This is a genomic window from Simiduia aestuariiviva (assembly GCF_014192475.1).
GTDB classification, from domain to species: domain Bacteria; phylum Pseudomonadota; class Gammaproteobacteria; order Pseudomonadales; family Cellvibrionaceae; genus Simiduia; species Simiduia aestuariiviva.
Genome location: NZ_JACHXZ010000004.1, coordinates 542,715 through 565,458, shown reverse-complemented (window position 1 = coordinate 565,458; position 22,744 = coordinate 542,715). Strand labels below are relative to the sequence as shown.

Annotated in this window: 17 protein-coding genes; 8 read left to right on the top strand and 9 right to left on the bottom strand. The window is 55.5% G+C overall.

Annotated features, from left to right (window positions below):
* Window positions 1–10 precede the first annotated feature (10 nt).
* A complete protein-coding gene (gene chrA, locus FHS30_RS15545; RefSeq protein WP_183911427.1) occupies window positions 11–1,234 on the top strand; it encodes a chromate efflux transporter in 1,224 nt (407 codons plus the stop codon).
* Here chrA and FHS30_RS15540 read toward each other — a convergent pair.
* Window positions 1,148–4,309, bottom strand: coding sequence for an efflux RND transporter permease subunit (locus FHS30_RS15540; protein ID WP_183911426.1), 3,162 nt, complete (start codon window positions 4,307–4,309; stop codon window positions 1,148–1,150). The genes chrA and FHS30_RS15540 overlap by 87 nt on opposite strands.
* Complete coding sequence (locus tag FHS30_RS15535; RefSeq protein ID WP_183911425.1) at window positions 4,306–5,463, bottom strand: efflux RND transporter periplasmic adaptor subunit; 1,158 nt, start codon at window positions 5,461–5,463, stop codon at window positions 4,306–4,308. Before FHS30_RS15535 ends, FHS30_RS15540 begins: the two co-directional genes overlap by 4 nt.
* 228 nt (window positions 5,464–5,691) lie before the next feature.
* Here FHS30_RS15535 and FHS30_RS15530 point away from each other — a divergent pair, with 228 nt between their 5' ends.
* Entirely contained in the window at window positions 5,692–7,998 is a 2,307-nt protein-coding gene (locus FHS30_RS15530; RefSeq protein WP_183911424.1) for a Tex family protein, read from the top strand.
* A 70-nt stretch (window positions 7,999–8,068) separates the two neighbouring features.
* On the opposite strand, the gene FHS30_RS15525 is transcribed toward FHS30_RS15530, so the two are convergent.
* A complete protein-coding gene (locus FHS30_RS15525) occupies window positions 8,069–8,410 on the bottom strand; it encodes a hypothetical protein (RefSeq protein ID WP_183911423.1) in 342 nt (113 codons plus the stop codon).
* 474 nt (window positions 8,411–8,884) lie between these two features.
* Here FHS30_RS15525 and FHS30_RS15520 point away from each other — a divergent pair, with 474 nt between their 5' ends.
* Window positions 8,885–9,580, top strand: a complete 696-nt coding sequence (locus FHS30_RS15520) for a 2-thiouracil desulfurase family protein (protein WP_183911422.1) — start codon at window positions 8,885–8,887, stop codon at window positions 9,578–9,580.
* Here the strand turns inward: FHS30_RS15520 and FHS30_RS15515 are convergent.
* The 4 genes from FHS30_RS15515 to FHS30_RS15500 form a co-directional block, all read right to left on the bottom strand.
* Window positions 9,577–9,915, bottom strand: coding sequence for a P-II family nitrogen regulator (locus tag FHS30_RS15515; protein WP_183911421.1), 339 nt, complete (start codon window positions 9,913–9,915; stop codon window positions 9,577–9,579). The genes FHS30_RS15520 and FHS30_RS15515 overlap by 4 nt on opposite strands.
* Before the next feature lie 273 nt (window positions 9,916–10,188).
* A complete protein-coding gene (locus tag FHS30_RS15510; protein ID WP_183911420.1) occupies window positions 10,189–11,421 on the bottom strand; it encodes an ammonium transporter in 1,233 nt (410 codons plus the stop codon).
* A 36-nt stretch (window positions 11,422–11,457) separates the two neighbouring features.
* On the bottom strand, window positions 11,458–11,796 hold the full coding sequence (locus FHS30_RS15505) for a P-II family nitrogen regulator (RefSeq protein WP_183911419.1): 339 nt from the start codon (window positions 11,794–11,796) through the stop codon (window positions 11,458–11,460).
* Between the two features lie 53 nt (window positions 11,797–11,849).
* Window positions 11,850–12,506 (bottom strand): TorF family putative porin, encoded by a 657-nt coding sequence (locus tag FHS30_RS15500; protein WP_183911418.1) that lies wholly within the window; start codon window positions 12,504–12,506, stop codon window positions 11,850–11,852.
* Between the two features lie 324 nt (window positions 12,507–12,830).
* On the opposite strand from FHS30_RS15500, the gene FHS30_RS15495 reads away from it, so the two are divergent.
* Both FHS30_RS15495 and FHS30_RS15490 read left to right on the top strand, forming a co-directional pair.
* Complete coding sequence (locus FHS30_RS15495) at window positions 12,831–13,058, top strand: accessory factor UbiK family protein (RefSeq protein WP_183911417.1); 228 nt, start codon at window positions 12,831–12,833, stop codon at window positions 13,056–13,058.
* A gap of 39 nt (window positions 13,059–13,097) precedes the next feature.
* The gene (locus FHS30_RS15490) at window positions 13,098–14,594 is read left to right on the top strand and encodes a YifB family Mg chelatase-like AAA ATPase (protein ID WP_183911416.1); all 1,497 of its coding nucleotides are present in this window, start codon (window positions 13,098–13,100) and stop codon (window positions 14,592–14,594) included.
* Between the two features lie 40 nt (window positions 14,595–14,634).
* Here FHS30_RS15490 and FHS30_RS15485 read toward each other — a convergent pair whose 3' ends face one another.
* Entirely contained in the window at window positions 14,635–16,338 is a 1,704-nt protein-coding gene (locus tag FHS30_RS15485; RefSeq protein WP_183911415.1) for an EAL domain-containing protein, read from the bottom strand.
* Between the two features lie 443 nt (window positions 16,339–16,781).
* On the opposite strand from FHS30_RS15485, the gene rep reads away from it, so the two are divergent.
* From rep to FHS30_RS15470, 3 genes are all read left to right on the top strand, one after another.
* The gene (rep, locus tag FHS30_RS15480) at window positions 16,782–18,815 is read left to right on the top strand and encodes a DNA helicase Rep (RefSeq protein WP_183911414.1); all 2,034 of its coding nucleotides are present in this window, start codon (window positions 16,782–16,784) and stop codon (window positions 18,813–18,815) included.
* Window positions 18,816–18,881: 66 nt separating this feature from the next.
* Entirely contained in the window at window positions 18,882–19,553 is a 672-nt protein-coding gene (locus FHS30_RS15475; protein ID WP_183911413.1) for an SOS response-associated peptidase family protein, read from the top strand.
* 1 nt (window position 19,554) lies between these two features.
* The gene (locus FHS30_RS15470) at window positions 19,555–20,172 is read left to right on the top strand and encodes a class I SAM-dependent methyltransferase (protein ID WP_183911412.1); all 618 of its coding nucleotides are present in this window, start codon (window positions 19,555–19,557) and stop codon (window positions 20,170–20,172) included.
* Between the two features lie 53 nt (window positions 20,173–20,225).
* Here the strand turns inward: FHS30_RS15470 and FHS30_RS15465 are convergent, their stop codons facing one another.
* On the bottom strand, window positions 20,226–22,580 hold the full coding sequence (locus tag FHS30_RS15465; protein WP_183911411.1) for a putative bifunctional diguanylate cyclase/phosphodiesterase: 2,355 nt from the start codon (window positions 22,578–22,580) through the stop codon (window positions 20,226–20,228).
* Between the last annotated feature and the right edge of the window lie 164 nt (window positions 22,581–22,744).

Below are 22,744 nucleotides of genomic sequence, written 5' to 3'. Positions count from 1 at the left end.
CCCTCAGATCATGCACGCTGTGCGTTACCTAACTGTCATTAAAACAATTTTCTGGGAATTCCTGCGGCTGGGTTGCACCAGCTTCGGCGGACCGGCAGCCCACATTGGCTACTTTCATCGCCGGTTCGCCCAAGAGTTACAGTGGCTTAAACCGGAAGATTTTGCCAGCACCTTGGCGCTGTGCCAATTTTTGCCCGGCCCAAGCTCCAGCCAGCTGGGCTTTGCCATTGGCTATCGCAGGGGTGGATTGGGCGGAGCACTGGCCGCGTTCCTAGGCTTTACCACGCCCTCCGCCTTGATCATGCTTGGCGCTGGTCTAGGCGGCCACTGGCTGTTTAGCAACGGCCCCTGGTCGGCAGTCATCACGATGCTACAGCTCACCGCCGTGATCGTGGTGGCCGATGCGGTGCTCAGCCTATACGCCCGCTACTGCCAGCACCGCCAGTGGCGCTGGCTGGCGGGGCTGTGGTTTTTGGGGTTTCTCCTGCAGCCATCACAATTGCCGCTGCTACTGCTGGCGGGTGCCGTGGGCGCGCTGCTCGCCAAACCTTCATCGCGCGCTGAACCCACACCCATGGAAGCACCTCAAACTGGCCTGCGCTGGGGCTGGTTGATACCCGTGGCTGTGCTCGCGGTGGGCACCGCACTGCTGGGCGGCACCGAGGGTTGGCTGGCGCAAACTGCCGGCTTTGCCCATGCCGGCCTGTGGGTCTTTGGCGGGGGGCACGTCGTGCTGCCCATGCTGCAACACCAATTTCCCATGCTCGATAGCAGCCAATTTTTGGCGGGCTATGGCTTGGCTCAGGCCCTGCCTGGGCCGTTGTTTAGCTTCGCGGCCTATGTGGGCACCCAAGTATTCGAGCAGCCAGTGTGGGGTGGCCTGCTGGCACTTTTGGCGATTTTTGCGCCGGGCTTTTGCCTGCTGCTGGCCCTGCTCGACCACTGGCAGGCGCTCGCCCAACGGCCGCGCTTGGCCGGCGCCGTGGCGGGCCTCAATGCCGCAGTGGTGGCCCTGCTCGCCGCCAGCCTCTGGCACCCCATTATCACTCACAGCGTATTGGGCCTCGGCCAACTGGTCACGGTGGCCATTGGCCTATGGCTGTTGAGGGTGCGCCAGTTGCCAGTACTGTGGCTGTTGGCGCTGGCGCTAGTCCTCGGCTTGCTCGAGGGCTTCGGCGCCCGCCAGTGGCTGGATCACTGGCTTGCCCATCCACTGGCGCAATCCGTGTTTTAGCCGGTGCCCAGCGAGATACAAACAGGGCACCAGGATGAGCGTCACCGTGGATGCCAGCAGTACCCCAAAAGCTAGCGATATGACCATGGGAATCAGAAATCGCGCCTGCACGCTGGTCTCAGCCATGATCGGAACCAATCCAATAAACGTGGTGAGCGACGTCAAGACAATGGCGCGAAAGCGGCTCGCACCGGCCTCGGCCACGGCATTCAGCAGGGCCAGCCCCTGGCGGCGCATTTGGTTGATCCGATCAATCAAGACCAAGTTGTCGTTGACCACCACCCCCGAACAGGCCAAAAAGCCGAGCATGGATAACATGCTGATCTCGCGCTGCAGCAACCAGTGGCCCAACACCGCGCCCATAAACCCGAAGGGAATAGCCGACATAATTAACAGCGGTTGGCCATAAGATTTAAAGGCCACCGCCATGAGCGCGTAAATGACCAGCAGCGAAATGAAAAAGTCGCGAAGCAATTCGCTCATGAACTCGTTTTGCGCTTTCATGTCGCCCGCCACTTCCAGTCGAAAGCCCACAAACTCACGGCGCCATTCATCACCATTGCGCGCCATTAAATCCTGCACAATAGCAAAAGCTTCTGCCGAGTTATCGCTATCTAACTCGGCCGTCACCGAGTTCGAACGCTGGCGATCTACCCGATTAATTTCGCTGAAGCCTTTGACAAACTCCACTTGTGCCACCGTTTCCAGCGGCACCTGCGCGCCGCTGTTGGTGCGAATGCGGATCTGTTGTAATTGATCCACACTGTCGCGTTCGACGCGCGGGTAGCGCACCATCACGCGCACATCTTCTTTGCCGCGCGGAATGCGTTGTGCTTCAGCGCCGTAAAATCCCTGTCGAATTTGCTGGGCCACATCCTGCAAACCCACACCTAATAATTCGGCGTCGGGTTTGAGTGACAACTCCAATTCACTGCGCGCCGTTTGCAAACTGTCTTTCACATCCAGCACGCCGGGATAGCGCGCGAGCGCCGTTTTCACCGCGTCCAGCGCCTGCTGCTGTCGATCCAAATCATTTTCATTAATTGCCACGCGCAAGCGAATCGCCTTATCGCGCGCATTGATGGTAAAGCCCACATCCACATCGAGGGATTTATCCACTGTGCCGATGATTTGTCGCCAACGCTGCGCCACGGCACGAGAGCTGACCGCGCGCGTCTCTGCATCCACCAGCGCCAAGCGCACGCGCACACTGGTGGGCGTCGCCCAGGATTCAATGCTGCGAATAAAGTGATCACTGCCGCCATTGGCGGCAATTAATTCGGTATCTTTTTTTAATTCTTCTGCTGCGCGCTCTATACGCTGCTGCACCGTCTGACTGTAGTCAAAGGGCAGGCCGTCCTCGAGCGTCACCGCCGCGCGGATAAAATCGCTCGGCACTTGCGGCATAAATGACTGGCGCACTACGCCGGACATGTAAATCGCCATGACAACAACAAATAGCGCGACGAAGGTGGCGATGGGAATCGAAACCCGTTGCAGACAGCGCACAATAAACGGTTGGTAGTGGTGCTGCGCAATGCGCGCCAATGAATTCGCAAAAAAAGCACGCAACTGCGCGAGCTTTTTCATAGGCGCACTCACCGGTGGCCGCTCAGGTTTTAAATGCGCAAGGTGCGCGGGCAAGATCAAAAGTGACTCAACCAAGGAAAATGCCAAGCAGGCAATCACAATCACTGGAATGGGGTAGACGATATCGCCCAGTTGATTCGGAATGAACAACATGGGCACGAAAAAAATCATGGTGGAAATCACCGCAAAAAATACCGGGCCCGCCACCAATTTTGCACCGCCTGCGGCTGAGGCATTGCCCCGCAGCCCATGCTGCTGCGAGGTGTAAATGCTCTCGCCCACGATGATGGCATCATCCACCACAATTCCCAATATGAGTAAGAATGCAAACAGCGACAGCATGTTAAAGCTCACGCCCAAACTCGGCATAAACCACATGGCGCCCGCAAACGCGACGGAGATACCGGCGCACACCCACAGTGCTAGCGCTGGCCGCAGAAACAACATGAGCACCACAAACACCAGCACCAAACCACTCAGGGCATTGCTGGTGAGCAAATTTAATCGACCCTTAAAAACCTTGGACCAGTCGCGACTAATCTCCAGCTCCATGCCCGCTGGCAGACGCGCTTTTACATCCGTCATGTAGCGCTGCACGGATTCTGCGGAGGCCAGCACATTGGGATTTTCGGTGACATAGAGTTCGATAAACACCGCCGGCTTGCCTTGAAAGCGCGCGATGAAATCGGTTTCAGTAAATCCGTCGGTAATGGTGGCGACATCGCGCAGATACAGCTGTGCCCCCGAGTCGAGCGTGGCGATTACCACATCGCCGAACGCGGATGCGGTATAGGCCTGACCGCGGGTTTGAATTTGGAAGTCACCCTGTTTACTTTTGACCACGCCCGCCGGCACATTGAGCGAGGCGCGCCGAATGGCACTCACCACTTGATCAAAGGTGAGGTTGTATTGGCGCAAGCTGTCTTCACTCAGCTCGATCGCCATTTCGTCGGGCCGCGTGGCGTCCACCTGCACGATGGACACACTCGGCAAAAGCGCGAGTTCGTCGCGAATCCATTGAGCCGTTTCTTTTAGCGCGCGCTCATCGACTTCGCCGTAGAGCGCGAGGCTCATTAATTCGCTTTGAAACAATCGCTCGCGCACTTGCGGGCGCTCGATGTTAGTGGGAAAGGTGGTGATACTATCCACCTTGGTTTTAACGTTGTTGAGCAGGCGTTGGGTATCGTAACCGCCCGCCACTTCCACGATCACCGTGCCGCTGTTTTGTCGCGCCCGACTGCTGATTTCTTTAATGCCATCTAAGGACGCCAGTGCCTCTTCGATGCGAATACAGATTTGCTCTTCCACTTCCCGTGGGCCGGCGCCGGGATAGGGCACGGTAATTTCAATGCTGTTGGCGAGCGCGCCCGGAAACACTTCTTTATTGGTGTTGGCAACGCTCAAACCACCGCCAATTAAAATCAACAACATCAACAAATTGGCGGCGACGGGGTTTTCCACAAACCACTGAATTAACCGACTCATGGGCGCGCCTCAGCATCGATCACGGGCTCCACCGTCACACCCGGTTGCAGATAACCCTGCCGCCCCGTCGCAACGCGATCGCCAGCGCGCAGTGGTACGCGCACCCACGCTAGATTTTCATTGCTGTCGAGTACCTGCGCCTCAGCAAAGCGCACAATGTTGTCGGCGCCCACCAACACCAGCGTCTGGTGCTTATAGAGCGCGGTCCGGGGCACCTGCAACACGTCGGCAATGGGCCGGCCGTCAATCTGGGCCCGCACAAACAAACCCACCACCAGCGGTTGATTCATGTTTTCCGACTGATGCACCTCAGCGATGACTTGGTACATGCGCGTGCGGGTTTCGAGGCTGGCCTCCGTGCGCGCAATGCGGCCCTGCCATTCACGGGCTTGTCCCGCCACAGTGCCACGCAGTGTCACGCGCGGTCCCTCACCGGGTGCCGCGCGATAACCCAGGGGCAAATCCAACAGCGCTACCTGCGCATCGGTGAGCGGCAAGCGCACCTCTACCACTTGGCTATCAAATACGCGCGCCACGCGACTGCCTGGACTCACGTATTGGCCCAGATTGACGTAGGTCTCCCGAATGCGACCGTCGAAGGGCGCACCGATGCGGGTTTTGGCTAAATCGAGCTCCGCTTGGCGCACATCGGCCTTGGCCGACGCCAGCGCCGCGCGCGCGGCACCCAGTTGAGGCTCGCGCAGAAACAGCGCATTGGCCTCGGCATTGCCCAAATCCCGCCACTCGCGCTTGGCCTGACGCGCGCGGCCCTGTTCGGTGGCCAGCAGCTGTTCCGCCTCTGCCACGCGGCCCCGCGCGCGCACTAGTGCCAACTCATAATTGATGGGGTCCACCTGCACTAAGGGCTCTCCGGCGGTAAAAAATTCGCCGGACACGAAGTTGTCAGCCACTACTTTGACCCGGCCCGCCACCTCTGCGACCAGGTCTATTTCGCGCCGGGGCGCCACCGTGCCCTGCGAATGCACCGGTAGCGACAAGGTGCTTGGCGCCACCTCTATCACCGGCACTCGCGGCGGCGGCGGCGCCTGCGAGGGTCTGGGCTCTGGCGTTGGCTGTAGTAAGAAAATGGCCGCAGCCACAAGCGCGCCGGCCGTTAGAATTGCCAACCCCATAAATTTGCGCAGCATTTGCATGCACAGTCTCCTTCACTGTTTGTTGGCCCGATTGTAAGCAGCTGGCGCCGCGGGTTCACACCTCTTTACGCAACTTCACCTCCGCCGGCCTACAAGCTGCGCCAACAATGCCACCATCGTCACAGTTAATGGGCAAATACAAGGCTGTTTTTAATGGCCTATTTGCGCATAATGCGCCAGCCAGTGCGCCCATGCGCACCCGAGTGTAAGAACAGAATAGAGGTTTGCATGAAAAGCATTGCCCTGCGTATCGCAGAAGAGTTGTCCGTAAACGAGGCCCAAGTCGTCGCCGCCGTAGCGCTGCTGGACGAAGGTGCCACCGTCCCCTTTATCTCCCGCTACCGCAAGGAGGTTACGGGCGGTCTGGACGACACCCAAATGCGCAACCTTGAAGACCGTTTGCGTTACCTGCGCGAACTGGAAGATCGCCGCGCCACCATCCTGAAAAGCATCGAAGAGCAAGACAAGCTCACCGATACCTTGGCCGCACAAATTGCCGGCGCCGACACCAAAACGGAATTGGAAGATCTGTATCTGCCCTACAAACCCAAGCGTCGCACCAAGGCCATGATCGCGCGCGAGGCGGGCTTGGAGCCGCTGGCCTTGGGGCTGCTGGAAGACCCCAGCCAAGACCCGGAAGCCGAGGCCGCGAAGTTCTTCAACCCCGAACACAAAATCGAAGACACCAAAGCAGCCCTCGACGGCGCCAAACAAATCTTGATGGAGAAGTTTTCCGAAGACGCCCAGCTGCTCGGCAAATTGCGTGATTTCCTCAAGCAGGAAGCGCACATCACCGCCAAATTGATCGATGGCAAAGAGGATGAGGGCGCCAAATTTCGCGATTACTTTGAGCACTCTGAGTTGCTCAAGGACATTCCGTCACACCGCGCCTTGGCACTGTTTCGGGCCCGCAATGAAGGCATTCTCACCCTCGCCATGACCGTCGGCGACGAGGAGGCCAATCGCCTGTCGCACCCCTGCGAACCCATGGTGGCCGATCACTGGCAGGTGAAAGACCTAGGCCGCCCAGCGGACAAGTGGCTGGCCGAGTGCGTGCGCTGGACTTGGCGGGTCAAATTGCTGACCCACTTGGAAACGGACCTGTTTAACGAGGTGCGCGAGCGCGCAGAAGAGGGCGCCATTGGCGTCTTCGCCAGCAACCTGAAGGATTTGTTACTGGCCGCACCGGCGGGCCAAAAGGCCACCATCGGCTTAGATCCTGGTTTGCGCACTGGGGTAAAAGTGGCGGTGGTCGATGCCACCGGCAAGGTGCTGGATCACGGCGCCATGTTCCCCACCCCACCGCAAAACAAAATTCGCGAAGCTGAGGCTATGCTGGTGGCCTTTTGTAAAAAGTACGATGTGGGTTTAATCGCTATCGGCAACGGCACCGCCTCGCGCGAGACCGATAAATTTGTTGGCGATGTGTTAAAAGCCCACAAAGATATCAAGGCACAAAAAGTAATGGTCAACGAGGCCGGTGCGTCGGTTTACTCCGCCTCTGAATTTGCCGCCAAAGAATTTCCCGATCTCGACGTCACCATTCGCGGCGCCATATCCATCGCCCGCCGCCTGCAAGACCCGCTCGCAGAATTGGTGAAAATTGATCCCAAGTCCATTGGCGTGGGCCAGTACCAACACGACGTTTCGCAGGTGCAATTGGCGCGCTCGCTGGACGCCGTGGTGGAAGATTGTGTAAACGCCGTGGGCGTTGAAGTGAACACTGCCTCCTCTGCGCTGCTGGCTCGGGTGTCGGGCTTAAACCAAACTCTGGCCAGCAATATCGTCGAATTTCGCGATAATAACGGCGCCTTTAAAAGCCGGGACCAGCTTAAAAAGGTGCCTCGCCTCGGCGAAAAAACCTTTGAACAAGCGGCCGGTTTTCTGCGCATTCGCGACGGCGAAAATCCACTGGACGCCTCGGGCGTGCACCCGGAATCCTACGCCGTAGTTGAACGCATCGCCGGCAGCCAAAGCCGTAACCTGAAAGGGATTATCGGCGACACGCAATTTTTGCGCTCCGTAAAAGCCAACGATTTTGTGGATGAAAAATTTGGCTTGCCCACCATTACCGATATTTTGAAGGAACTGGACAAGCCCGGTCGCGATCCACGCCCCGAGTTTAAAACTGCACAATTTACCGACGGCGTGGAGGAAATCAAAGATTTGGAGCCGGGCATGATCCTGGAGGGCACGGTCACCAACGTCACCAACTTTGGTGCCTTTGTGGACGTGGGCGTGCACCAAGATGGTCTGGTTCATATTTCTGCGCTGTCGAACACCTTTGTGAAGGATCCGCGCGATGTTGTAAAAGCCGGCGACATCGTCAAAGTGAAAGTCATGGAAGTGGACATACCCCGCAAGCGCATTGGCCTGTCCATGCGCATGGACGATCAGCCGGGGGAAAAAGTCAGCGGAGGCAAACAACAACGCAGCGCTAAAACACACAACCGCACTGCCGCGCCAGCCAAAACAACCGAGGGCACCATGGCCGCGCTCTTTGCGCAAGCCAAGTCCAAAAACAAACGGCTTTAGTCGCCTAGCAGCTGCATTGACCATAAAAAAAGCCCACCGAATGGTGGGCTTTTTTGTAGATCAAACACTCTTAAATGGGACGCGACCCATAATTGCTGGTGGGTTTTCGGGGCGGATCAGCGGTGACATTGTTGTCCACGTGATTGATTTTTCCACCGCGGGATAAGTACTCTTCAATTTGCGCATTTAAGGCCGCGCGCGTCGCCTCTCTAGACCGCACTGAGTAATCAACCAAGTGGTCATCTACCGGCGTGCTGTCATCGTCGTCATCGCTGTCGAAAGCAGCCGATGCCTTGACGCCAGTGGACTCCTCATCATCATCGTCATCCTCTAGGGACTCAAATTTGGAATCTACGGAATCATCTAGCGCCTCGTCAGCCGTGGATGATTTTTTGGGTTTTCTCGATGCCATAATGCGCTACCTAAACAACGGGTTGAATCTACAATGAAAATAGAACATTAAATCGGTTGAACAGAGCTTTTTGAGCCACATTGCGATTTTTAATCGCTTTTCAAAAAATCCGCAAGTCTCTCTTTTAGAATTTTTTGAAGTAATATTTTGATGTTACTTGCAGTAACTTTTGCTGCGTTTGCGGTCGGTGATATTGCCCCAGATAAACCGTCGCGCTATCTGTCGTCTATCTATAAATCGCCCTAACTTCCCATACACGTTCTTACTTGGCGGGCTCATAACCGTCTGAACTCGGCGGGCGTTCAGCACCAAGCGGCCGCATTTATCCCAGCCCCCTACGCCTCACCAACGGTTAGCCGCCAATCCATCACACTACATATAGTCTAGATCGGCCGAGCAGGGAAATAATTCATTGTTTTTTTTAGTTCGTTTCGTAAGCATGGGATGTCATTTGAAAACATTGAGTTATGTGGCATGCAAAGCTTAGTTCCTCTGCACGTGTTGGCGCCGCGACTGCTGGTCAGTGAATGCCTGCAAGGGCAGGCAGTGCGCTACGACGGCGGCCATAAATACCAGCCACTGTTGGCGCAACACCTATGGCCTCACGCCAGGGCACTGCCGCTGTGCCCCGAAATGCTGGCGGGGCTGGGCGTACCGCGGCCGCCTATTGAGCGGCGCTTGGGTCCAACCGGTGAGTATTTGGCGCTGGCCAGTGATGGCAGCGCGACGGCCACGGCGTTGGTACCCAGCTGCCAGCAGCAGGCCAAAGCACTCGCCAGTGAGCGCTTGTGTGGCGCCATTTTGAAAGCCAGGTCACCCAGCTGTGGGGCGGGATCCAGCCCGCTATTCGGTGCCGATGGCGAGCTGCGAGCAATGGGTGATGGTGTGTGGGTACAGTCACTGCGCGCGCAGCTGCCCGCCTTGCTGATTGTGGATGAAACACAGCTGCAATCGGCGCGGGATTGTCTACACCTATTGCGGCTTGCGCAATTGGCGAGCGCGTTGACTGAGGGGCAGTTGAGCGCCGAGTGGCGGCGCACCCTAAAGGCGGCCAATCCCCTGCACGATGGGCCGGATCTCGGGCTCGCCAAGGTGGCAGAACAGGTGGGTAGGGAGTCGGCAGCGCTCGACTATTTAACGGCGCTGCCCGTGCGAAGCACTGCGGACTAAACGGCGTCGGCGCCGGTTTCACCTGTGCGAATGCGAATAATTTCTTCGAGCGGGGTGATAAAGATTTTGCCGTCGCCAATTTTACCCGTGTGGGCGGCCTTGGTGATGGCTTCAACCGCCTGCTCAACCATGCCGTCATCAACGGCCAGTTCCAACTTCACCTTGGGCAAAAAATCCACGACGTACTCGGCGCCGCGGTACAGCTCGGTGTGGCCCTTTTGGCGACCAAAGCCTTTGACCTCAGTCACGGTCATACCCTGCACACCCACTTCTGACAGTGCCGTGCGTACATCATCCAGTTTGAACGGTTTAATGACTGCAGTGATCAACTTCATCTGGGGGTCCTTAATGGCTGGCATTCAGTGGAGTGGCGGAACATTACACGCTCGGCGCCACAAAATCATCTGCTGCGCCGGTTTTTTTGCCCTGTGTAGTGCGAGGTTCGCCATTGCCGCGCGATGCTGCTGCATGGGAATCGACCCGCGCAAACGCCATTGCACACCGGCGGTGCCAAAAAAAATCCGGCTAACTCGAGTCGGCGCCTCGAATTATAGCCGGATGCACAGCGTCTGACGTGGCGCTTGGCCGCAGCCAAGCGCCCGGTCATCTTACTTGCTGGTGAACTCTGGATAAGCTTCCATGCCACACTCTGACAAATCAACGCCGTTGTATTCATCCTCCTCAGAGACGCGAATACCGATCAATAGCTTCAATACAAACCACGCGATACCACTGGTAATAAACACCCAGCCAAAGATGGTTAACGCGCCAATCAGCTGGCCTGTCAGCTTGGCTTCGGCATTGGTATAAGGCACCACCAGCAAACCAAACAAGCCCACCACACCGTGTACGGAGATCGCACCCACTGGGTCATCTATCTTGAGCTTTTCCAGGGTCAGAATTGAACCGACAACCAATAGACCACCCACCGCACCAATCGCAGTTGCCTGCAGGGCAGATGGCGTATCGGGACCAGCGGTGATCGCCACTAGCCCGGCCAGTGCACCGTTGAGGGCCATGGTCAGGTCAGCCTTGCCGAACAACACTTGCGCCAAGGCCAGAGCACCGATCAAACCGCCGGCCGCCGCCGCGTTGGTATTCATGAATACCACTGCCACACTGTTGGCACTGTCCACCGATGCCGTGGCCAACACAGAGCCACCGTTAAATCCAAACCAACCCATCCACAGGATAAAAGTGCCCAGCGTCGCCAGCGGTAGATTGGCGCCAGGAATGGCCACTGCCTTGCCATCTGCGGTGTACTTCCCCTTGCGCGCGCCTAGCAACAGCACGCCCGCAAGCGCTGCAGCTGCACCGGCCATATGAACGATGCCAGAGCCGGCAAAATCCAAGAACCCCAAATCGCTGAGCGTGTACAAACCAAATACCGGATTGCCACCCCAGGTCCATGAACCTTCCATGGGGTAGATGAAACCGGTCATGACCACGGCAAAGGCGAGAAATGCCCACAGCTTCATGCGCTCGGCCACAGCGCCAGATACGATGGACATGGCGGTGGCCACGAATACCACTTGGAAGAAGAAATCTGCCGAGGGCGCGTAGCTCGCCGGTTCGTCAGCGCCTTCCACGCCGTTGCCCGCGATACCCGACAACAGATAGTCGCCGCCATACATGATGGCGTAACCACACACCATGTACATGGTGCATGAAATGGCAAACAACGCCACGTTTTTGGTTAAGATTTCGGTGGTGTTTTTAGAGCGAACCAAGCCCGCTTCAAGCATGGCGAAGCCGGCCGCCATCCACATTACCAGCGCGCCACACACCAAAAAGTAGAAGGTGTCCAGCGCATACTGGAGCTGAAAAATATCGTTTTCCATGAGAGTCTCCGTAGAGCGAATAATTAAAATAATTTTTTACAGTGCGTCTTCGCCGGTCTCGCCGGTACGAATGCGAATCACCTGCTCAAGCGGTGACACAAATATTTTTCCATCGCCGATTTTGCCGCTATTGGCGGCCTTGGTGATTGCTTCTACAATGATGTCTACCTGCCCATCACCCACGGCCACTTCCACTTTTGTTTTCGGCAAAAAGTCCACCACGTATTCGGCGCCACGGTAGAGTTCCGTGTGACCCTTCTGGCGGCCAAAGCCTTTTACTTCGGTCACGGTAATACCCTGTACACCGTTTTCAGACAGCGCTTCGCGCACGGCATCTAATTTGAACGGCTTGATTACGGCGGTAATCAGTTTCATCGGATTCACTCCTCAAAGGGGCGCGCCCACCTGCAGGCGGGCGCGCATGGATTTTAAAGGTCGAAGGATTTGCTGATAGAAAAGTTAAAGCCCTGACCTGAAGTTGCGGCGCCAACATCGTTGACTTGATCGGATAGCTCTTTGCTATTCAAAATGACGGCCGCGCCAAAATCGATATCGCTCACCGTGGTGCCGTAGCCAAACTCTAGGTATTCACCGGCAAAGTCTTTGCTGTAGGAGCCGACCTTGCCGTAAAAGCCATTGTGCGAAAGGGTCACTTCCAAGAAGCCGTACTTTTCATCAGAAGCGCCGTCAACGCCGTGTACACCCTCGGAGTAACCAACACTTAAAAATTTGTAGTCCACACCCAGATTCACTTCGCGGTAGTAAGTGTCGAACTCGCCAGTGTATTCGTAGTCAGTTACGCCGACAGTGAATGACAGGTCTTCCGTGGCGCTATAGGTGTAACCACCGTACAAATCCACTTCCAGACCTTCGCCCACATCCGCGCCCCAAATGCCGGCATAAAAACCGTTTGCCTCCACGTCAATTCCGCCGTTGGCTGAAGACGCTTTTTGCAAAATACCGCGGTAGAAATACTCGGTGTTGAAACCCAGGTTGGCGCTGACATCGGCAGCGAAGGTGGGGGCAGCAAAGCTAGATGCGGCCAGCAGTGTTGAAGCGATGAGCGACTTGGCAACCAATTTCATGTTTTCCTCCTCAGGAATTTTGTTTTATGCCCGCGTTGTTTTTAAGGTTCTACGGGCGATCCGTGTTCTGGTAAGAGGCCTTATACAAAACCCTTGCCAACTTATATTTAAGTTATTGAAAACAATGGCTTAGTGAACTTTTTGGAACGGGTGTCTAGGTCTAACACACACCGTTAAAGGGGTTTTGCGCTATTTTGGTGCAAATCCGCCACACCTCGCACCAACGGCAGGCACGGGCGCGCCCACGGTCAAAATATTGCGCTAATCAGCCCCAAAACGGGTCGGAAGCGGGTACACTTTGGCGTCAATAGAGGACTGCAATTCATGTTGCCCAACGAATTACTCGAAGAATTCCGTCAACTGCTCGGTGCCCGCGTACCCGCAGGCAGTAGCGAGGCAAAAGCGCTGCTCAATACATTGATGACCCGCTTCAACTTGGTCAGCCGTGAGGAATTCGATGCCCAAACTGCGGTCTTGGCCCGCACCCGCGCCAAATTAGAGGCCCTGGAGGCCCAGCTGGACGCCTTGCAAAAGGGCCAGCCTAAACCCTGATTTCGCTACACGGATGAACCCACAGACAAAGGAGTGTCTATGTCCCTCGCCATCGTCCATTCGCGCGCCCGCGCTGGCGTCGACGCGCCACCCGTGGCCGTCGAGGTGCACCTGTCCAACGGCCTGCCAGGACTCGCCATCGTCGGCCTGCCTGAAACCGCCGTTAAAGAAAGCAAAGATCGGGTGCGCAGCGCGCTGATCAACAGCCACTTTGAATTTCCCAGCCGCCGCATCACCATCAATTTGGCGCCCGCCGACCTGCCCAAGGACGGCGGACGCTTTGACCTGCCCATCGCGCTCGGCATATTGGCCGCCTCTGGGCAAATTCCAGCTAGTTCACTGGCGGGGCTGGAATGCATTGGCGAACTGGCGCTGTCGGGCGAGCTGCGCGGAGTCACCGCCTGCCTGCCCGCCGCCATTGCCTGCCACCGCGCCGGCCGGCAATTCATATTGGCCCGCGCCAACGGCGCCGAGGCCGCGCTCTATGAACCCTGCCGCGCCCTAGTGGCCGACAACTTGCTGCAAGTGTGCGCTCACTTACAGGGGCGGGCGCCGCTGCCCTCGGCCGAGGCAGGGCCCCCCGTAGTCTGTGTGCAAGAGGCCGACCTCCGCGATGTGCGCGGCCAGCCGCAGGCGCGGCGGGCGCTGGAGGTGGCTGCCGCAGGACAGCACAACCTGCTGCTCTACGGCCCGCCCGGCACCGGTAAAACCTTGCTGGCCAGTCGGCTCACCAGCCTCTTGCCGCCGCTAACCGCCGACGAAGCCCTCGATGTTGCCTTGATACACTCGGTGGCCGGCGCGCCCTTAAACTGGGGCCAACGCCCCTTCCGGCACCCCCATCACACGGCGTCTGCACCGGCGCTGGTGGGCGGCGGCTCCGAACCCAAACCCGGTGAAATATCTCTGGCCCATCGAGGGGTGCTATTTCTCGACGAGTTGCCCGAATTTGCGCGCCCCGTGCTCGAAGTGCTGCGCGAGCCCCTCGAACACGGGGAAGTGCGCATCGCAAGGGCCCGCGCGCAGGCCAATTTCCCCTGTCAATTTCAGCTGGTTGCGGCCATGAATCCCTGCCCCTGCGGATACTTTGGCGACCCGCGCGGCCGCTGCCGCTGCACGCCCGACCAGATTCGGCGCTACCGCGGGCGCTTAAGTGGACCGCTGCTCGATCGCATCGACATGCACGTGCCGGTACGCCCAATAAGGCCGGAGCAATTGCGCGGTGATAGTCGGGAGGAATCGAGCGCGACAGTGGCCGCGCGGGTGGGCGCGGCCCGCACACTCGCCTACCAGCGCCAGGGCAAATCCAATCAGGCACTGAGCGCGAAAGAGCTAGAGCGCTACTGCCCAATTACCGAGTCGCAGCACGACTTTTTGGCACAGGCGATGGACAAGCTTGGGCTTTCAATTCGAGCGTGGCACCGGGTTCTGCGGGTTGCCCGCACACTGGCCGACTTGGAGCAGCGCGATACCCTCGGCGACGATCACCTGCGCGAGGCGCTCGGCTACCGGCGGCTGGATCGTCCACTGGTGGTGTGAACGACGTGCGATCGGGATTGTAGAAGAGAGCGAAGGGTGGCTAGGCGTTGAGCTGGGCTTGAGCGGCCTGCAGGTGCACCAATATTTCGTCGAGCGGTTTGGGCGGGCAGAGCCAATAGCCCTGCACTTCATCGCAACCCAATTCCCGCAGCCGGCGCAGCTGGTCGCTGGTTTCGACGCCCTCGGCGACCACGCTCAACTTTAGGCTGTGGGCCAGTTGCACCACGGCCATCACCAAGGCGTGCTTTTGGCGATCCTGGGCTACGCCTGCCACCAGCTGGGCATCAATTTTCAAACGCGCGAAGGGCAATTGTTGTATTGCCGATAAAGGCGACATCGCCGAGCCGAAGTCATCCAAGGCAAAGCTGGCACCGGTCACCGAAAGCAGCCCCATGGCATCGCGAACGGTGTCGACATCTTTCATCAAGCTGGATTCCGACAATTCGAACTCCAGTCGCGAGCCGCGAATGCCGGCCGCATCCAGCTGGGCAATCAATGCATCAACCAACTTGTCATCGCGCAGTTGCCGGTGCGACAGATTCAAACACAACTGGGTGTCGGCCAGACCCGCATCCGCTAAGGCGTGGCTGTCGCGGCACACCTGGGCCAGCATCTGGTAGCCCATCTCCACCACGAGACCACTGCTTTCGGCCACATCTAAGAACTCACTGGGCGCCAAGAGCCCGCGCGCGGGATGACGCCAGCGCACTAAGGCCTCCAATGCGCAGATTTCACCGGTCACGGTATCGAGTCGGGGTTGGTAGTAGATTGCAATTTCGTTGCGCCCCAAACCGCGCCGCAGTTCCTTTTCGATCGTTATTTGTCGGCGGGCATCTTGGTCCATGATTTCGGCATAAAAGCAGTACTGATTGCCGCTCGCTTGCTTGGCCCGGTACATGGCCATGTCCGCTTGGCGCTGCACATCTTCGGTATCGGCGCCGGTGCGGTAGGGGGCAATGCCCAGACTGCAACCCACGGTGATTTCCATGCCCCCTATATCAAAGGGCGTGGCCAAGGACTCAATGACCTTTTGCGCCAAATGGGCCATATCGGTACTGGCGCGCATGTCGTCGAGCAGCAGGATAAATTCATCACCACCCACCCGGGCCACGGTGTCGCTATTGCGCACGCACTCGAGCAGCCTGTGCGCGGCCTGCTGAATCAGTTGATCCCCCACGTCGTGGCCATAGCAGTCGTTGACGGGTTTAAAGCCATCCAGATCGAGGTACATGAGGGTAAATGTGTAGTCACCTCGGCGGGCGAGATCGACGGCGTGGTTGAGTCGATCCTTAAACAACGTGCGGTTGCTGACGCCGGTGAGCGGATCATAGTGTGCCAATTCCGCTAGGCGACTTTCATTACCTTTACGCTCTATGGCATAGCGCAGCGTGCGCTCTAACAGCTGGGCGTCAATCTTGCCCTTAATGAGATAGTCGGCAGCGCCCACGCTTAAGGCTTCGCGATCCACATCGGCTTCGATTTCATCGGTCATCACCACAATGGGGGCCTTGGCACCCTGATGGCGGGCCGCTTGGATGATGTCTTTGGCGGAACTTGCGCCCCACTGATAGTTCATCAGAATGACGTCGTAATTGTCAGACAGGATTTCCGGCACCGCCTTATCTAGCTCTGGCAGCCAAGTTATTTCGTAGGCGGTGTGGAAAATTTCAGACAACAGGCTGCCAATCAACAGGTATTCAACCTGTTCAGCGTCGATAAATAGCAACCTGACATGGGTATCCATAACGTGTTAACCGGCCGTGCGCCGCGCATCCTGCATAATTATTGGTTTTGATTATATTCTGAGTGCGGCGACTCTACCTTAGCCACCGTCGCAGGGAAACTGCCAATCGACCCATATAGCCAATTGATGGTATGAATGGTTTTTTCCTGCCAGACGGTTATCACTGGGGCGCTCGCCACGGCGATTTATATACACTGCAACATTGACCAAAGCCACTGGCCCAAGTCGCGGATCGCTAGCGGCTCACGGGCAACCACCGGAAGCTGACACGCCCAACCAATCAGTGGCACCAAACCCTGTATACTTGCCCGATATTCAAAACATGCCGGTGGCGGATTGCACTGCCACACCCTATGAGCACAAGGTACAAAGCCTTGCACATTTACCCTTGTTATAGGCCCCGAGCCCAGCATTAAGCATCACCGGGCCCCGAGAGTTAGTCAGTGTCCAAACACGTCAACAAATTAAACCCTCGCCAGCGTGAGGCCGTCTTGCACATAGACGGCCCTTGTCTGGTGCTCGCGGGTGCCGGCTCGGGTAAAACCAGCGTTATCACCCGCAAAATTGCCTATCTCATTGAAGAGTGCGGCATGCCCGCGCGCCATATTGCAGCGGTGACTTTTACCAACAAGGCCAGCCGCGAGATGAAAGAGCGGGTCAGCGGATTGGTAAAAGGTGTTGCCGCGCGCGGCCTAACTGTGTCTACCTTTCACAACTTGGGCCTAAACATCATTCGGCGCGAACACAAACAGCTCGGCTTTAAGCCAGGCTTTTCCATATTCGATGCCGAAGACGCGCGCGCACTGTTAAAGGAATTGATGCTCAAAGATGGCGACCTCGACTCCGATCATTTAGATCTGGTGGCCAATCAAATTTCCAATTGGAAGAATGACCTCACCGTACCGGAAATGGCTGCGTCTAAAGCCCAGAGCACCGGCGAGGCGCAGATTGCGGAGATCTATCGCCGCTACAACCAAGCGCTAAAGGCCTATAACGCTGTCGATTTTGACGACCTCATTTTGACGCCGGTGCGGTTGTTTTCTGAATACCCGGAAGTACTGGCCCGCTGGCAGCGAAAAATTCGCTATTTGTTAGTCGACGAATATCAGGACACCAACTCTAGCCAGTATCTGCTGGTAAAATTGTTAGTGGGCGATCGCGGCGGCCTCACGGTGGTGGGCGACGACGATCAATCAATCTACGCTTGGCGCGGGGCGCGGCCAGAAAATTTGTTTCTACTGAAGAAAGATTTTCCGTCCTTGGAATTGATTAAGCTCGAGCAAAACTATCGCTCCACCAGCCGCATACTCAGGGTGGCCAACCATCTCATCGCCCACAACCCACACGAATTTGAAAAGGCGCTGTGGTCGGAAATGGGGCTGGGTGAAGAGATTCGCGTCATTCGCTGTGCCAATGAAGATGCCGAGGCCGAGCGAGTGGCCATGGAGATTTTATCGCAACGTCTCAAGCGCCAAATTAAATTTCGCGACTTCGCCATTCTGTATCGCGGCAATCATCAAGCGCGACTGCTCGAAATCAAACTGCAGGCACACCAAATTCCCTACAGCATTTCCGGCGGCACCAGTTTTTTTGCGCGCGCGGAAATCAAAGATGTGATGTCGTACCTGCGATTAATCGTCAACCCCGACGACGACAATGCATTTCTACGCATTATTAACACACCGCGCCGGCAGATCGGCACCAGCACCCTCGAAGCCTTGGGACACTACGCCAATCAACGGCAAATAAGTATGTTCGCCGCCTGCCACGAAATCGGGTTGGCGGAACACATACCCGCCGCGAGTTTGGACCGCATCCAACGCTTTTGTCACTGGTTGCAACACATTGGCGAATTGTGTCGGGGCGCGGAACCGGTCGCCGCCATCAAACAAATGGTGGAAGACATCGACTACGAAGGCTGGCTACACCAGAATGCGTCCAGCCCAAAAGTTGCCGAAAAGCGCATGGAAAATATTTGGTACCTATTGGAGTCGATCAAAACCATTATGCAAAAGGCCGATGGCGAAGAGATCACCATTGAGGACGCCATTGCGAAATTAGTGCTACGCGACATGTTGGATCGACAGGCCGAGGAAGACGATCTAGATCAGGTGCAGCTCATGACTCTTCATGCCTCTAAGGGCCTGGAATATCCTCACGTTTTTATGGTGGGTATGGAAGAGGACCTGCTGCCCCATCGCACCAGCATCGAAGAAGATAACATCGAAGAAGAGCGGCGCCTCACCTACGTGGGCATTACCCGCGCGCAAAAGACGCTGACCATGACCTGGGCGGGCAAGCGCAAACAATACGGCGAAATTATCGAAACCTCTTATTCGCGCTTCCTTGATGAATTACCGGAGGAAGATGTGAATTGGGAGGGCATGGGCCAACACAACCCAGACGCCAATCGAGCCCAGGGCAGCGCGACGCTCGGCAGCCTGCTCAGTATGTTAGGCGGCGCCAAACCCAAGTAGCGGCGCTTTGACCCGATGCCGCATTGGCGCTAAGGTTTGACCACCGCCAACTACACCGGACGAACTATGTGTGGTCGATTTAATCTCATTCAATCACCGGCCGTTTTGCAGCTAATGCAAGACTTAGGTGTAGCGGGTCAGCAACTTCGATTCAACGCAGACTGCGCTCCCTGCAATTCCATTAGCATCATCACTGGCGAGCCAGAATCCCCCTCGGTGCGCGATGCGATTTGGCACCTCTATTTAGAGGCTACAGCCACCGGCTTTAAGCCGCACCCGCGCTATTGGTCCATCAACACCAATTGGCAACAACTGGCAAAGAAACGTGAATTTAACCTTAGCCGCTGCTTAATTCCCGCTACCAGTTTTGTTGAAAGTCAGGACGGGAAACGGCCCCACCAATTGTCTTTTGCTGGTGAAGCTTTCTGTTTCGGCGGCCTGTACAAGACTTGGACGCACGCACAGACTGGCGAAACAGTCATATCAGCCTCAATTATTACCTTGCCAGGCCACCCAAAGCTGGAGCATATCCACCGCAAGTCACTGCCGCTGATATTTAATCAAGATCAGACCGCTGACATGCAAACGTGGCTCGATCCAATGCTAACCAATACGGAAAAACTACAACCCTATTTGATCAGCCAATTGCGGCTACCTCTGACGGCCATAGCCGTTGACAAATCGAGTACAATGCGGCCTACAGGTGAACAATTCATCATAGCCGCGGATGAAATGTAGCATGGAAAACAAAACCTATTGGGAGAATATTTATACTACTAGTGCTGCTGACTCTGTTAGTTGGTTTCAAACTCACGCCGACACCAGTTTGCATTACATAAATAAATTAGGCTTAGATAAAAGCTGCTCTATAATCGATGTGGGCGGCGGGGCATCAACGCTCATAGATGACCTCATCGTAAACGGCTACTCAAACCTAACGGTGCTTGATCTTTCCAAAACCGCGCTTGAAACAGCGCAGCAACGCCTTGGCGATAGGACTGAACACGTTCAATGGATTGAAGCTGACGTTACTCGGGTCAACCTTGAGAAAGGTCAATTTGATATTTGGCATGACCGTGCGGCGTTTCATTTTTTGACTCAGCCAGAAGATCGCATTGCTTATCTTAAAAACTTGCTACATTCTGTGAAGATAAATGCGCACATAATCATTTCAACATTCTCAGAAAACGGGCCGAATCAGTGCAGCGGTTTGCCCGTCGCGCGCTACTCGGCACGTTCATTACAAGAACAATTCGGTAAAAAATTACTGCTTGTAGAACACTTTCAAGAAATGCACCAAACGCCCACTGGAAAGACACAAGAATTTTTGTTCGCCCACTTTACAGTTGCCTCCTAATAGCTCGGCACCAATCAGAAACAAGCTAAAACTCTGCCGCAAATACAATTACGCTAACCATTTGTATCGCTAGAAATTCTTTCATTGTTTGATATGCTCATAACGTCAACCAGTGGCTCTGGCCGATGAGTATGGTAGCCCTGCGCGTATTCCACACCCATCTCACTCAGTAGATCTAGCGATTTTTGATCTTCAACGAACTCCGCCACCATAATTTTTCCCAGCGCGCGGCCAATATCGCTAATGGCGCGAACCATGGCGCAGTCAGCGTCGTCGGTTGCCATATTCTTCACAAAGGATCCGTCAATTTTTAAATATTCAACGGGCAACTGCTTTAAGTATGCAAACGAAGACAATCCCGCGCCAAAATCATCGAGCGCAAAACTACTGCCTTGTTCGCGTAAACACCCCATATAGTCATGCACTAATTTAAGGTTACTTATTGCGGCAGTTTCTGTAATTTCAAAGCAAATTTTCTTTGCTGGAATTGCATATTGATTTAATGTTTTGAGGGTGAACTTTGTAAAATCTTTCTCGCCAAAAGAGGTGCCTGATATATTAATGTGACAAGCATCAATGCTACCCATAAAGGCCGGACTTTCACTAAACTTTCTACAGACTTCTTCAATAACCCAGCGGTCTATAAAATGCGCCACCCCAAAACGTTCGGCCGCCGGCAGAAAAGCACCGGGCGGAATCAAATCTCCGCCCTCGGTACGCATGCGCACTAGCACCTCTATACGCATTCCCAAAGCGTCGGTTTGCGGTACTAACTGCTGGGCGTACAGCACCAACTGATCGCCTTTAATTGCGAGATTAATACGCTCCAGCCACTCCATTTGAACTTTTCGTGCCGTGAGTTCTTCATCACCTTGATATGTTAGCAGCACTCGGTTGCGGCCCTGCTCTTTGGCTAAATGGCAGGCAGAATCAGCTGCCTGCAGTAAATCGGCCTCATCGCTGCTAGTTGCCAGTATTGGCACAATGCCAATACTACAGCCAATGGTGAAACTTCTGCCCTCCCACACAAAAGGCAATTCTTTCAAATCATGGCGCAGCTGTTCGGCTATTTTTACCGCCGCATCAGGCTCACAACAATCGAGAATCAACCCAAATTCATCACCACCTAAGCGCGCAAGCAGATCTCTTTTTCTTAAACTTTTAGCCAACTGTTGGGTAACTTGTACCAGCAATTGGTCACCGGCAAAATGGCCTAGGGTATCGTTAATAATTTTAAATTGATCGAGATCTATAAAGCACAAACAATGCACATAATTTTCATTGCGCGCATTAATTAAGCTTTCCTTTAGATAAGCCTCGAACGTGCGTCGATTCAGCAGACCGGTAAGATTATCGTGCCGCGCTTGGTAGGTGAGTTCTTGTGATAGTCGGTACTGCTCAGATACGTCTTCAACAATACAAATAAAGCGATTTGTATCGGACTCCTCATTCGAGAATTTCGACATCGTAATTTTAGCCCAAATTTCACTGCCGTTTTTGCAGCACAACCTAAGCTGAAAACAAACACTGTCCTGAGTACCTTCGGCTACGGCTTTTCGCTGTGACAAGTCAACCTGGCGATCCTCAGGAAATATCAAATCGCGATAAGGTATCATCAACAACTGTTCGCGCGTGTAGCCTAGTGTCGTGCACAGTGCACTGTTAGCCTCTACGATACAGCCCTCGCTGTTTAGCTGCGCAATGCCCATTGCCGCCTGCTCGAAGGTAGTTCTATATTTGTGTTCTGAATTTCGTATAACCGCCGTCATGCGATAGATAATGTAGCTCGCGAGCGCACCCAAAACGACGAAAAACACAATAGAGGCAACCGATAATATCGTCACTAGCGCGCGGCTTGCTAAACTCATTTTTTGGCGGAAACGAAACGCCTGCGTCGCCAATTGATCATTAACTTGTTCTAGGTCTGCGTGCAATGCACTAACCACAGCCATATCGACTTGCTCTTGCTGCCAAGCCCGACGTAGCTTGCGCTGCATGACGCCTAACTGAATTACAGGGGCATCACTTTGGCGCCAGGCATCCACTGCATCCCGAAAATAGGGCGCATTTTTCAGCAACCTAAACATGCGAATCATCTTATCGACGTCATCGGGGTGATTACCGCCGGCCAACAGGCCCTGTCGAGCGGTATCCAGGTCGATTGGGGTAGCCTCTAGGGCTAGGCGCGCGACCATGTCACCCACGGGGACTTGGTAGTACCGGTTGGCCTGCGCAAAGGCCTGAGGGTCGCCAGTGCGCGCGTAGATGTTGGTATGGCGCACAGCTTCTACTTGGGCGCGGGTCCACGCGCTAAGCCCCGCCAAGTACGCCGTGGCGCCAGCTTGAATCTGTATCACCGTGACGGTAAATACAATGGCCGTGACACCTAGCAGCGCAAGCGTAGCCATGAGCACTCTGAAGCGAGGGCCGGCGCGTGACCGACTTCTTCTAGAAGGAAAAAACCCTACCAAATCAACCTCTTATAACCTATCTTCGCTTTCATATATCAGCTTCTACGTCATCACTATTGCGCCGCATTAGCGTAGGATGGTCTCAAAAATCACGCCGAACC

Coding starts and splice junctions, on each gene's coding strand:
- FHS30_RS15525 (WP_183911423.1), bottom strand. CDS start 8,410: ATGGCATCGAGAAAACCCAAAAAATCATCCACGGCTGACGAGGCGCTA.
- FHS30_RS15475 (WP_183911413.1), top strand. CDS start 18,882: ATGTGTGGTCGATTTAATCTCATTCAATCACCGGCCGTTTTGCAGCTA.
- FHS30_RS15540 (WP_183911426.1), bottom strand. CDS start 4,309: ATGAGTCGGTTAATTCAGTGGTTTGTGGAAAACCCCGTCGCCGCCAAT.
- FHS30_RS15520 (WP_183911422.1), top strand. CDS start 8,885: ATGCAAAGCTTAGTTCCTCTGCACGTGTTGGCGCCGCGACTGCTGGTC.
- FHS30_RS15530 (WP_183911424.1), top strand. CDS start 5,692: ATGAAAAGCATTGCCCTGCGTATCGCAGAAGAGTTGTCCGTAAACGAG.
- FHS30_RS15485 (WP_183911415.1), bottom strand. CDS start 16,338: ATGGATACCCATGTCAGGTTGCTATTTATCGACGCTGAACAGGTTGAA.
- FHS30_RS15470 (WP_183911412.1), top strand. CDS start 19,555: ATGGAAAACAAAACCTATTGGGAGAATATTTATACTACTAGTGCTGCT.
- FHS30_RS15495 (WP_183911417.1), top strand. CDS start 12,831: ATGTTGCCCAACGAATTACTCGAAGAATTCCGTCAACTGCTCGGTGCC.
- chrA (WP_183911427.1), top strand. CDS start 11: ATGCACGCTGTGCGTTACCTAACTGTCATTAAAACAATTTTCTGGGAA.
- FHS30_RS15505 (WP_183911419.1), bottom strand. CDS start 11,796: ATGAAACTGATTACCGCCGTAATCAAGCCGTTCAAATTAGATGCCGTG.
- FHS30_RS15490 (WP_183911416.1), top strand. CDS start 13,098: ATGTCCCTCGCCATCGTCCATTCGCGCGCCCGCGCTGGCGTCGACGCG.
- FHS30_RS15500 (WP_183911418.1), bottom strand. CDS start 12,506: ATGAAATTGGTTGCCAAGTCGCTCATCGCTTCAACACTGCTGGCCGCA.
- FHS30_RS15535 (WP_183911425.1), bottom strand. CDS start 5,463: ATGCAAATGCTGCGCAAATTTATGGGGTTGGCAATTCTAACGGCCGGC.
- FHS30_RS15465 (WP_183911411.1), bottom strand. CDS start 22,580: ATGGCTACGCTTGCGCTGCTAGGTGTCACGGCCATTGTATTTACCGTC.
- FHS30_RS15510 (WP_183911420.1), bottom strand. CDS start 11,421: ATGGAAAACGATATTTTTCAGCTCCAGTATGCGCTGGACACCTTCTAC.
- FHS30_RS15515 (WP_183911421.1), bottom strand. CDS start 9,915: ATGAAGTTGATCACTGCAGTCATTAAACCGTTCAAACTGGATGATGTA.